Genomic DNA, 10,993 nt, shown 5'->3' on the forward strand with positions numbered 1-10,993 from the left:
TAGCAGCGGAATCTCACGTCGGCCACCAGCTTCAGCATCCTCTACTCCACGCCGCTCATTTCTTTCTAGTCGTTTGCCGCTGCGAAAGCGCCGAGCCAGCTGCACTCTTTGAAGCCGCACTTGTTCGACCATCACGAAGTACTTTCGAAGCACTGGATGCAGCACTTGATGATGTGACTTTCTTGGGAGCGGCCACCTGCGAGAGAGCACTGCCCGCAGCAGTTTTTGAATTTTTACCAGTGGAGCCGTTCGAGAGAACCTGCGACGCACTGTGAGCGGCCTTCGGTCCCGTAACTTTACTTTTCATGTTTTCCCCGAATAGATTGATCGTTTGGGATTATTACTGCACTCCAGTATCACACATCCCTTCCCAATCCCCCTGCATCGTTTACCCGAACCGGACTAGTGGCCGGAATCGTCCCGATATTGGGAACTCATCCATGCGACAATCCCTCTGATGGAGCGCCCGCTCAACGCAACGACTTAGGTCATTGGGATTTGATAGTCAGCTCGTGTCATCCCAATACGACCGTTCGAACCTACGACATCAGAGCCCGTGCCACGATCAAGCGCGTAATCACTGATAGGTCACCGTGCGCCTATCGATCGGCGCCCCTCTAGCATAGAAGTGTATCCCTACTATAACGAAGGAAAGGAGTTAGCAGTGTCAGAAGCACTGGATATTGCGGGAGAAGTAATTTTAGCAAGCCTGTTCACGGACTTTACCCAACGCAACCTCGGTTCCGAAGCATTGCATAGCGGGTACATTGGGCCCACTATCTCTGCAATCAAGCACGAGATTCTTGCGTCCGATAATTTCACGAATGTTGACTTCGATCTGGCGCTGAAGCAGTTGGAGGAGCAGAGATTCGTCGATACCGGGCCGTGGAAAGCGTTTGAAAACGACCCCTACTCGTCGGTAGTCTTTATCGGTGGTTTCTCTGCGCGAGAATACGTCTATCTAACCGAGCGTGGTTATCGACAGGCGAAACCGTCACCTCGGTCTAGTGGCAGTGGCCACAGTGTGGCCAGCGTCCATATTTCTGGCGGGACGTTTCACCAATCGCAAATCGGAATCGGAGATAACGTACATCAGCATCTTTGCGTTGATATCTCGAACGATGCAGCAACTGTCGACTATCTGCTCGACCTGCTAAAACGCTCAGGACAGCCTGTGGATGACGCAGCACGATCACATATCACGGAAATGGTAAGCAACGCGAACGCTGGAAATCTTGCGACAGTCAAGCCGGTATTTCAGCGCTTCTTCGGGGCGGTTGCGGACGGTGTGAAGCAGATCGCCTGGGGAGTGATCACAGCGATTATCACCAAGCAAATCGGCATGAGCTAACTGGTTATCATCTCCGCAGCCGAAGATCGTCGGCGGCCAAGGTGTATGCGCGGCCCGCTGGTTAGTTAACGGACCAAGCAACGCGAACAAAGACCCGTTAGGCGGCGCAATGTGCGCTGCCTAATTAGAGCGACAAGACGCTCTCTAATCTCAGGGGCTACATACTAGGCAACGTCCGCCACCCGCACTCAGTGGCAGTAGTAAGTGCTGCCAGCGACGCCCCCGCCCCAGCATCGAGCCATGCCAGTTTCGCTGCCACCGCCCAAAACCGCCCGCTTGCCATTCCCGCCGAAACCCCTGTACAATCACCCGTTCTGCGGGCGTCGTATAATGGCCATTACCTCAGCTTCCCAAGCTGATGACGTGGGTTCGATTCCCATCGCCCGCTCCACTTTCCGGCTGCACGGCAGCCTGCGCAAAAGCCGCCTCGTCGAAGGCGGCTTTTTTGTACCATGTGCCGGTTCCCCGGCGCACTGCTGCGCGCAACGGGCCCCAAGCCCGCAACAACGCCTTTCTCTGTACCGATGATGCACGACGATCCGAACGAAGCCGGCCTGCCGCCACGCGACGACGCCATTCCCGACGAAGCGCCCGAAGGCGCCGACGCAGTCAACCCGCTGCACCACCGCCGTATCCGCAGCTTCGTGACGCGCGCCGGCCGCGTGTCGACCGGCCAGCGCCGTGCGCTCGACGAATTCGGCCCGCGCTTCGTCGTCCCATATGCGCCGGCACTACCCGACTGGGACGCGATCTTCGGCCGCAGCGCGCCGCGCATCCTCGAGATCGGCTTCGGGATGGGCGCATCGACCGCGGAGATCGCCGCGAACCGCCCCGGCGACGATTTCCTCGGCGTCGAGGTGCACGAGCCGGGCGTCGGCGCGCTGCTGAAGCTGATCGGCGAGCAGGATCTGACGAACATCCGCATCATCCAGCACGACGCGGTCGAGGTGCTCGAGCACATGATCGCGCCGGAAAGCCTCGACGGCGTGCACATCTTCTTCCCCGATCCGTGGCACAAGGCGCGTCACCACAAGCGCCGGCTGATCCAGCCGCCGCTCGTCGCGCATCTCGCGTCGCGGCTGAAGCCCGGCGCCTACATTCACTGCGCGACCGACTGGCAGAACTACGCGGAACAGATGCTGGACGTGCTCGGCGCGGAACCGACGCTCGAAAACACGGCCGCCGACTACGCGCCGCGCCCCGACTACCGCCCGGTGACGAAGTTCGAGCGGCGCGGGCTGCGGCTCGGCCACGGCGTGTGGGACCTGGTGTTCCGCAAGCGCGCAGGCTGAGCGCCCGGCCGGCGCACTACCCGGCGGCCCCGCCAAATAAAACGGCCTGATCGGCAATTGCCGATCAGGCCGTTTTTCATGACGCCCGCGATGCGCGCCGGACGCGCCCGGCGTGTCCGCCCGGCATCACGCCCAATTCAACCACCCGCTGTACCCCACCAGCAGCACGAACAGCCCGAACGCGATCCGGTACCACGCGAACACCGTGAAGTCGTGCGTCGCGACGTAGCGCAGCAGCCAGCGCACGCACACGAACGCGCTGACGAATGCCGCGACGAGCCCGAGCGCGAACAGCCCGAGCGAATCGACGGTGAACGCCTGCCAGTCCTTGACGGTTTCGTACAGCGTCGCCCCGAAGATGATCGGAATCGCGAGGAAGAACGAGAATTCGGTCGCCACGCGCCGGTCGAGACCGAACAGCATCCCGCCGATGATCGTCGAGCCCGAACGCGACATGCCGGGCACGAGCGCGAAGCACTGCGCAATACCGACCTTGAGTGCGTCGAGCGGCGTCAGCGCCTCGACCGACATCACGCGCGGCGGCTCGCTGCGTTCGCGCTGCCGCGCCTCGGCCCACAGGATGATCGCACCGCCGACGACGAGCGCGAACGCGACGGGCACCGGCGAGAACAGCACGGCCTTGATCTTCTTCTCGAACAGGAGGCCGAGCGCGATCGCGGGAATCGTCGCGATCACGACGTTGAGCGTGAAGCGTTGCGCGTCGGGCCGGCTCGGCAGCCCGGACACGACGGACACGATCCGTTGCCGGTATTCCCAGCAGACGGCGAGGATCGCGCCGAACTGGATCACGACGTCGAACGTCTTCGCGTGCGAATCGTTGAAGTTCAGGAAGCTGCCCGCGACGATCAGGTGACCGGTGCTCGACACCGGCAGGAATTCCGTCAGCCCCTCGACGACGCCGAGGATCAATGCCTTGCAGATCAGGATCCAGTCCATCCGTGGCCCAACTCCGAAATGGTCGAAAGAAAAGGCCACTCTTGCGCGCGCGGCCCGCCCGGCCGTGCGCGCCCCGTCGTCACTTCTCGACGATCGCCACGCGTATGCCGTTTGTAAGGATCGTAATTGTACCGGGTTCGTAGTTCACCCCGGCAAATTGCAGTTGTTCCGGCTTGAACGTGTAGATCGGATAGTTGGTCAGCAGCTGCGTCGCGAGCAGGCCGGCGGCCGCGCCGACCTGCTGCGCGTACATCTGCGCGTCGCCGTCGAGCGCGAGGCTGTCGACGGCCGGCGCCTTCAGCACGACCGAGCGGCTCGGCGCGTCGTACGCGAGCTGGCCCGACACGGTGAACTTGCCGCTGACGGGGCCGCGCAGGAACGGGCTCGCGAAATGGGCATCGAGCTGCACGGCGACGCGGTTCTGGTCGGGCAGCAGGTTGACGGCCGGGTTCGCGAGCGACACGTCGACCACCTGCGCGACCGTTTTCTGGTACGGAAACTTGCGCGCGACGGCCTTCTGCACGTCGCCGCGCGAGAACGTGTAGTGATCGGGGATGAACGGGAACGTCGACGCGCACGCGGCCAGCGATACGCACACGCCGACGGCGCCGACAGCGGCAGCGAGAAAACGGCGCCGACCGGGCGCGCGAGGGATGGTCATGCTGAACGCTCTCCTGGATGCGCCGGCCGCGTCGCGACCTCGAGGCGCGTGAGCCACGCGAGCGCGTCGTCGCGCGACGCGCCGCACATGTCGGCGGACGGCTGCAGCCCGGAACAGCACGCAGGGCGCTCGGGCCGCCCGAAAATCATGCAGCGGAGGTCGTCGCCAAGCTGCGCGCAGCGCACGCCGGCCGGCTTGCCGCCGGGCATGCCCGGAATCGGGCTGGAAATCGACGGCGCGATGCAGCACGCGCCGCAGCCCTCGCGGCACGCGTGCGGCGGCGGGACTTCGGCGGGCGCCGGGCGAACAACAAGCATTTCGACGGACACTCGGCTCTCTCGACGAACAACGAAAAACGGTGCGGCAACCGGACGCGGCATCCGGCAGCCCCACCCCGCATTGTGCCATCGCCGGCTGCGACGTTATTACACAATGCAGCCCGATCGGGCGTTCATATACTCGAAAGCATCTAAAAAACGCGAGACCGTCATGCGTTCTGGTTCTGCCGACACGATGTTCCGTCCCGATTTGCTCGCGAAATACGGCGCGAACGGGCCGCGCTACACGTCGTACCCGACCGCACTGCAATTCCGCGACGATTTCGATCCGGCCGACTACGTCCGCGCGGCCGGCGACCCCGGCGCATCGTCGAGCGACCTGTCGCTGTACTTCCACATCCCGTTCTGCAACACCGCGTGCTTCTACTGCGGCTGCAACAAGATCGCGACCAACAACCACCGCCGCGCGCGCCCGTATCTCGACCAGCTCAAGCGCGAAATGGCGCTGCAGTTCGCACTGTTCGATCCGTCCCGCCCCGTCACGCAACTGCACTGGGGCGGCGGCACGCCGACCTTCCTGTCCGACGACGAAACGGCCGAGCTGATGGCGGCCACGCGCGAGCATTTCGCGCTCGCGCCGGATGCCGACGCCGAATTCTCGATCGAGATCGATCCGCGCACGGTCACGCCGGCGACGCTCGTCCACCTGCGCACGATCGGCTTCAACCGGCTGAGCCTCGGCGTGCAGGATTTCGACCCGGTCGTGCAGCAGGCGATCAACCGCATCCAGCCGCGCGCGATGACCGCCGACCTGCTCGCCGCCGCACGGGCGACGGGCTTCCATTCGGTGAGCGTCGACCTGATCTACGGGCTGCCGCACCAGACGGTCGCCGCGTTCGCGCGCACGCTCGAGACGATGATCGAGCTCGCGCCCGACCGCCTGTCGGTGTTCGGCTACGCGCACATGCCGCACCTGTTCAAGATGCAGCGGCAGATCGACGATGCGGCGCTGCCGCCGCCGGAAACGCGCATCGCGCTGCTCGGCCTGGCGATCGACATGCTGACGTCGGCCGGCTACGTGTACATCGGGATGGATCACTTCGCGCGGCCGTCCGACGAACTCGTGCGCGCGCAGCGCAACGGCACGCTGCAGCGTAATTTCCAGGGCTACAGCACGCGCGCGGATACCGACCTGATCGGCTTCGGCGTGTCGTCGATCGGCAAGGTCGGCGACGTCTACGCGCAGAACGCGAAGGACCTGCCCGCCTACGGCGCCGCGCTCGACGCGGGCCGCCTGCCGATCGCGCGCGGCGTACGGCTCACGCCGGACGACCGGCTGCGCCGCGACGTGATCACGCAACTGATGTGCAACCTCGATCTGCCGTTCTCGCATGTCGAGGCCGCGCACGGCATCCGCTTCGCCGATCATTTCGCGCGCGAGCTCGACGCGCTGCGCCGGTTCGAGCGCGACGGGCTGCTGACGATCGCACGCGACCGGCTGACGATCCATCCGGCCGGCCGGATGGTCGTGCGCAACATCGCGATGTCGTTCGATGCGTACCTCGGCCAGACGCCGCGACAGCGCTATTCCCGCACGGTCTAGGGTGCGGTTCGCGCGGGCGCCGGCCGCATGCGGGCGGCCGGTTTGATAGAGTGTGAGGCTTACATCCGCTTCGCCAGCCCCCAAGATGCGCACCACCAAAGCGACCCACGCGGTCGAACGCCTGAAGACCCGCTCCGGCAACCCGCAATTCGCGGCCGTCGCGATGGCGGGCGGCCTGTTCTATCTCGTCGACCGCTCGGGCGGCACCGCCGAGAAACGCTGCGAGCCGCTGCCGCTCGACGAGTTCGTCAAGTTCGTCGACGAATTTGGCCCCAAAAAGCCGCGCAAGGCGAGCAAGCTCGACCTCGCCTTCGAGGCGCAGATCAAGAAGAGCAAAGGGTAAAGGTCTGTTGCAGGCCGCCTGAAGGCTTCGCGGCCGTGCCGTTTGGTACAATCACGAAGTTTCTCTATCCCCGCTGATGGCCGACCAGGCTGCGTGACCACACCATGAATATCGAAAACGCGCGTTTCAACATGATCGAACAGCAGATCCGTCCGTGGGACGTGCTGGATCTGGATGTCCTGGGCCTGCTGTCGATCGTCAAGCGTGAAAACTACGTGCCGGCCGAATACCGCGATCTCGCGTTCGCCGATCTCGAACTGCCGCTGCCCGGCGGCGCCAGCAAGATGCTGTTCCCGCGCGTCGAAGCGCGCGTGCTGCAGGAACTGGCCGTCAAGAAGCACGAGAACGTGCTCCTGATCGGCGCGGGCTCGGGTTACCTGGCCGCGCTGTTCGCGCACCGCGCGCAGCACGTGACGGCCGTCGAGATCGATCCGACGATCGCGAAGTTCGCGGAAGACAACCTGCGCAACGACGGCGTGACCAACGCCGAAGTCGTGCTCGGCGACGGTTCGCGCGGCTGGGCCGCGAAGGCGCCGTACGACGTGATCTGCGTCGCGGGCGGCCTGCCGGTCGTGCCGCAGGAAATGCTCGAACAGCTGAAGATCGGCGGCCGCCTGTCGGCGTTCGTCGGCGGCCGTCCGGTGATGAAGGCGCAGATCATCACGCGTATCGACGACAAGCAGTACCGCGTCGCCGACGTGTTCGAAACGTACATCGACCACCTCGTCAACGCGATCGAGCCGTCGCGCTTCAAATTCTGAGCGGCGGAGCCTCCATGCAGATCCTGACACCCGCGATGCTCGCGGAATGGCTCGGCGACACGGCGCGCCCCGCGCCGATCGTGCTCGACGTGCGCGAGCCGTGGGAAATCGCGACCGCGCAGATCGCCGGCAGCGTGGCGATTCCGATGCAGCAGATTCCCGCGCGCAGCGAAGAGCTCGACGACGAAGCCGAAATCGTCTGCGTGTGCCATCACGGGATGCGCAGCGCACAGGTCGCGATGTTCCTCGAATCGCGCGGCTTCACGAAGCTGTACAACCTGCAAGGCGGGATCGACGCGTGGTCGCGCGACGTCGATCCGTCCGTGCCGCGCTACTGATCGATCCTCCCGGCGGCGCATCGTGCGCCGCCGCGCCGCCCGGCACCCTGCCGCCGGCCGCACGAAATCGCCGAACGGGCGCGCACTGCGCGCCCGTTTCTCTTTTCCGCTCCTGCGTTTCCTGCGTTGCGACGCCGCAGCACCGCCGTGCACCATTTGCGCCCGTACGTCTGCACCGCAACGGACCGCGCATGCTGCACGGCGCGTCATCCGCACCGTCCCGATGCTCGCCCGCACCCCGCGCAGGCACGCCGGGCGTGCATCCGCACGACTGGCACATGCCTTGCGTTACACGATGGCCGGCGCCGCCACGGCGCACGCACATCCAACACGACAAGGGGATCCCGATGAAACGTCGCAGTCTGTTGAAGTTCGGTTCGATGGCCGGTGCACTCGCGCTGGCGGGCAAGAGCCCGTTCGCGCACGCGGCCGATGCGGGCACCGGCCCGATCAAGGTCGGCATCCTGCATTCGCTGTCGGGCACGATGGCGATCTCGGAGACGTCGCTGAAGGACACCGCGCTGATGACGATCGCCGACATCAACAAGAGCGGCGGCGTGATGGGCCGCAAGCTCGAACCTGTGGTGGTCGATCCCGCGTCGAACTGGCCGCTGTTCGCCGAGAAGGCGCGCCAGTTGCTCACGCAGGACAAGGTCGCGTGCGTGTTCGGCTGCTGGACGTCGGTGTCGCGCAAGTCCGTGCTGCCGGTGTTCGAGGAACTGAACGGGCTGCTCTACTACCCGGTGCAGTACGAAGGCGAGGAAATGTCGCGCAACGTGTTCTACACGGGCGCCGCGCCGAACCAGCAGGCCATTCCGGCCGTCGAGTACCTGATGAGCGCGGAAGGCGGCGGCGCGAAGCGCTTCTTCCTGCTCGGCACCGACTACGTGTATCCGCGCACGACCAACAAGATCCTGCGCGCGTTCCTGAAATCGAAGGGCGTGAAGGACGCCGACATTCAGGAGGTCTACACGCCGTTCGGCCACAGCGATTACCAGACCATCGTCGCGAACATCAAGACTTTCTCGCAAGGCGGCAAGACGACCGTGGTCTCGACGATCAACGGCGACTCGAACGTGCCGTTCTACAAGGAGCTGGGCAACCAGGGGATCAAGGCGACCGACGTGCCGGTCGTCGCGTTCTCGGTCGGCGAGGAAGAGTTGCGCGGGATCGACACGAAACCGCTCGTCGGCCACCTCGCCGCGTGGAACTACTTCATGTCGGTGAAGAACCCGACCAACACGAAGTTCAAGGACCAGTTCGCCGCGTGGGTAAAGGCGAACAACCTGCCGGGCGGCGCGAAGCGCGTGACCAACGATCCGATGGAAGCCACCTACGTCGGCATCCATATGTGGAAGCAGGCCGTCGAGAAGGCGAAGAGCACCGACGTCGACAAGGTGCGCGTCGCGATGATCGGCCAGACGGTGGCCGCGCCGTCGGGCTTCACGCTCGCGATGGACGGCAACCATCACCTACACAAGCCGGTGATGATCGGCGAGATCCGTGGCGACGGGCAGTTCAACGTCGTGTGGAAGACGAAGACGGCCGTGCGCGCGCAGCCGTGGAGCCCGTTCATCGCGGGCAATCAGGGCAAGCCGGACGTCGTCAGCTCGATTCCGGCGTTCCTGCGCCGGCAACGCGCGGCGCTGGCCTGATGCGGTGCGGCGCGTCGCGCTTCGTGCGCGACGTGCCGCTCGGTCGCCCGCTGCCGATGCGCCGGCCGCGCTTGCCGTGACGCACCGCTCGCGCCGGCGCCGCTCCACTTCCCCACGCCCGACAGGACTTCCCGATGCCTACACGCTTTCGCCGAGCCGCCCGCGCGATCGCGGCATGCGCCGCCCTCGCGGGCATGCTGCCGCACGCCGCGTTCGCGCTGACGGCGGCCGATACCGCCGCGCTCGCCGGCGACGACTTCGACGCGAAGACGGCCGCGATCGAACGGCTCGCCGCCGACACCGATCCGCGTGCCGTTGCGGTGCTCAACGCGCTGTCGAGCGGCGATGCGCTCGCGACCGGCGACGGCCGCCTGCTGATCCAGGCCGGCGACACCGCGCACGACGCGCTCACGCAGGCCGCGACGCCGGCCGGCGACGCGCAGCCGGTGATGCTGAACAACCTGCTGCGCACGAAGATCGCCGGCGCGCTGTCGGGCCTCGCGCTCGCGTCGCCCGACGTCGCCGCGCGCCGCGACGCGATCGACGCGCTGCTGAAGTCGCCCGACCCGGCGCTCAAGCCGATGATCGACCGCGCCCGTGCCAAGGAAACCGATCCGGCATTGAAACGTCGTCTCGACGCGCTGTGGGCGATCGCCGCGTTGCACGACGCCGATCCGGCCAGGCGTCTCGAAGCCGTGCAGGTGGTAGCCGCACGCAGCGATCTCGACATGATCGAACAACTGCGCCCGCTGGTCGCGAAGAACGCCGACGGCAGCTACGCCGAACCCGATGCGCAGGTCCGCGCCGCGGCGCAGCAGGGACTCGACGCGCTTCACGCGCTGCAGCGCCGCGGCGAAATCGCCGGCACGCTGTTCGCCGGCCTGTCGCTCGGCAGCGTGCTGCTGCTCGCCGCGCTCGGTCTCGCGATCACGTACGGGCTGATCGGCGTGATCAACATGGCGCACGGCGAATTCCTGATGATCGGTGCGTACGCAACCTATGTCGTGCAGACGCTGATCCAGCGCTACGCGCCCGGCGCATTCGACTGGTATCCGCTCGTCGCCGTGCCCGTGTCGTTCGCGGCGGCCGCGCTCGTCGGCATCGTGCTCGAGCGGCTCGTGCTGCGGCACCTGTACGGCCGCCCGCTCGAAACGCTGCTCGCGACCTTCGGCGTGAGCCTGATCCTGATCCAGGCGACGCGCATGCTGTTCGGCGCGCAGAACGTGCAGGTCGTGAACCCGTCGTGGATGAGCGGCGGCGTGACGGTGATGCAGAACCTGATCCTGCCGTACAACCGGCTCGCGATCCTCGCGTTCGCGCTCGCGGTGGTGTTCGTTGCGTGGGCCGTGCTGACGAAGACGCGGCTCGGGCTGTTCGTGCGCGCGGTCACGCAGAACCGCCGGATGGCCGCCTGCGTCGGCGTGAAGACCGCACGCGTCGACGCGTATGCGTTCGCATTCGGCGCGGGCATCGCGGGCCTCGGCGGCTGCGCGCTGTCGCAGATCGGCAACGTGGGCCCCGATCTCGGCCAGAACTACATCATCGATTCGTTCATGGCCGTCGTGCTCGGCGGCGTCGGGCAGATCGCCGGCACCGTGCTCGGCGGCTTCGGGCTCGGTCTCGCGAGCAAGGCGATCGAACCGTTCTGGGGCGCCGTGCTCGCGAAGATCGCGGTGCTCGCGATGATCGTGCTGTTCATCCAGAAACGCCCGCAGGGCATGTTCGCCCCGAAGGGCCGCAGCGCGGAGGCTTGA

At 65.7% G+C, this 10,993-nt stretch carries 11 protein-coding genes and 1 tRNA gene; 9 read left to right on the forward strand and 3 right to left on the reverse strand.

Annotated features, from left to right (window positions below; translation table 11 throughout):
- Window positions 1-664 precede the first annotated feature (664 nt).
- The 3 genes from WS96_RS33910 (at window position 665) to trmB (ending at window position 2,643) form a co-directional block, all read left to right on the forward strand.
- On the forward strand, window positions 665-1,351 hold the full coding sequence (locus tag WS96_RS33910; RefSeq protein ID WP_156443700.1) for a hypothetical protein: 687 nt from the start codon (window positions 665-667) through the stop codon (window positions 1,349-1,351).
- Between the two features lie 316 nt (window positions 1,352-1,667).
- Window positions 1,668-1,742: transfer RNA gene (locus WS96_RS27890), tRNA-Gly, on the forward strand.
- A gap of 133 nt (window positions 1,743-1,875) precedes the next feature.
- On the forward strand, window positions 1,876-2,643 hold the full coding sequence (gene trmB, locus WS96_RS27895; RefSeq protein ID WP_059824328.1) for a tRNA (guanosine(46)-N7)-methyltransferase TrmB: 768 nt from the start codon (window positions 1,876-1,878) through the stop codon (window positions 2,641-2,643).
- 126 nt (window positions 2,644-2,769) lie between these two features.
- Here the strand turns inward: trmB and WS96_RS27900 are convergent, their stop codons facing one another.
- The 3 genes from WS96_RS27900 to WS96_RS27910 all read right to left on the reverse strand — a co-directional run bounded on the left by WS96_RS27900 (window position 2,770) and on the right by WS96_RS27910 (window position 4,578).
- Window positions 2,770-3,600, reverse strand: a complete 831-nt coding sequence (locus WS96_RS27900) for an undecaprenyl-diphosphate phosphatase (RefSeq protein ID WP_059836911.1) — start codon at window positions 3,598-3,600, stop codon at window positions 2,770-2,772.
- Window positions 3,601-3,679: 79 nt separating this feature from the next.
- Entirely contained in the window at window positions 3,680-4,261 is a 582-nt protein-coding gene (locus WS96_RS27905) for a DUF1439 domain-containing protein (RefSeq protein WP_059836913.1), read from the reverse strand.
- Window positions 4,258-4,578 (reverse strand): YkgJ family cysteine cluster protein, encoded by a 321-nt coding sequence (locus WS96_RS27910; RefSeq protein ID WP_059836996.1) that lies wholly within the window; start codon window positions 4,576-4,578, stop codon window positions 4,258-4,260. Before WS96_RS27910 ends, WS96_RS27905 begins: the two co-directional genes overlap by 4 nt.
- 172 nt (window positions 4,579-4,750) lie before the next feature.
- On the opposite strand from WS96_RS27910, the gene hemN reads away from it, so the two are divergent.
- From hemN to urtB, 6 genes are all read left to right on the forward strand, one after another.
- Window positions 4,751-6,142, forward strand: coding sequence for an oxygen-independent coproporphyrinogen III oxidase (gene hemN / locus WS96_RS27915; RefSeq protein WP_059836915.1), 1,392 nt, complete (start codon window positions 4,751-4,753; stop codon window positions 6,140-6,142).
- Between the two features lie 85 nt (window positions 6,143-6,227).
- Window positions 6,228-6,485: a hypothetical protein gene (locus tag WS96_RS27920; RefSeq protein WP_006488573.1), complete on the forward strand. Its 258-nt coding sequence runs from the start codon at window positions 6,228-6,230 to the stop codon at window positions 6,483-6,485.
- 104 nt (window positions 6,486-6,589) lie between these two features.
- Window positions 6,590-7,246, forward strand: coding sequence for a protein-L-isoaspartate O-methyltransferase family protein (locus tag WS96_RS27925; RefSeq protein ID WP_059499871.1), 657 nt, complete (start codon window positions 6,590-6,592; stop codon window positions 7,244-7,246).
- A gap of 14 nt (window positions 7,247-7,260) precedes the next feature.
- Entirely contained in the window at window positions 7,261-7,584 is a 324-nt protein-coding gene (locus WS96_RS27930; RefSeq protein WP_059779501.1) for a rhodanese-like domain-containing protein, read from the forward strand.
- A 347-nt stretch (window positions 7,585-7,931) separates the two neighbouring features.
- Window positions 7,932-9,239 carry an urea ABC transporter substrate-binding protein gene (urtA, locus tag WS96_RS27935; RefSeq protein WP_034206613.1) on the forward strand — a complete coding sequence of 436 codons (1,308 nt, stop codon included), beginning with the start codon at window positions 7,932-7,934 and terminating at the stop codon, window positions 9,237-9,239.
- Between the two features lie 134 nt (window positions 9,240-9,373).
- The gene (gene urtB, locus WS96_RS27940) at window positions 9,374-10,993 is read left to right on the forward strand and encodes an urea ABC transporter permease subunit UrtB (RefSeq protein ID WP_059836917.1); all 1,620 of its coding nucleotides are present in this window, start codon (window positions 9,374-9,376) and stop codon (window positions 10,991-10,993) included.

This window comes from Burkholderia sp. MSMB1835 (genome assembly GCF_001526365.1).
GTDB lineage: Bacteria > Pseudomonadota > Gammaproteobacteria > Burkholderiales > Burkholderiaceae > Burkholderia.

Coding starts and splice junctions, on each gene's coding strand:
- trmB (WP_059824328.1), top strand. CDS start 1,876: ATGATGCACGACGATCCGAACGAAGCCGGCCTGCCGCCACGCGACGAC.
- WS96_RS27900 (WP_059836911.1), bottom strand. CDS start 3,600: ATGGACTGGATCCTGATCTGCAAGGCATTGATCCTCGGCGTCGTCGAG.
- WS96_RS27905 (WP_059836913.1), bottom strand. CDS start 4,261: ATGACCATCCCTCGCGCGCCCGGTCGGCGCCGTTTTCTCGCTGCCGCT.
- WS96_RS27910 (WP_059836996.1), bottom strand. CDS start 4,578: ATGCTTGTTGTTCGCCCGGCGCCCGCCGAAGTCCCGCCGCCGCACGCG.
- hemN (WP_059836915.1), top strand. CDS start 4,751: ATGCGTTCTGGTTCTGCCGACACGATGTTCCGTCCCGATTTGCTCGCG.
- WS96_RS27920 (WP_006488573.1), top strand. CDS start 6,228: ATGCGCACCACCAAAGCGACCCACGCGGTCGAACGCCTGAAGACCCGC.
- WS96_RS27925 (WP_059499871.1), top strand. CDS start 6,590: ATGAATATCGAAAACGCGCGTTTCAACATGATCGAACAGCAGATCCGT.
- WS96_RS27930 (WP_059779501.1), top strand. CDS start 7,261: ATGCAGATCCTGACACCCGCGATGCTCGCGGAATGGCTCGGCGACACG.
- urtA (WP_034206613.1), top strand. CDS start 7,932: ATGAAACGTCGCAGTCTGTTGAAGTTCGGTTCGATGGCCGGTGCACTC.
- urtB (WP_059836917.1), top strand. CDS start 9,374: ATGCCTACACGCTTTCGCCGAGCCGCCCGCGCGATCGCGGCATGCGCC.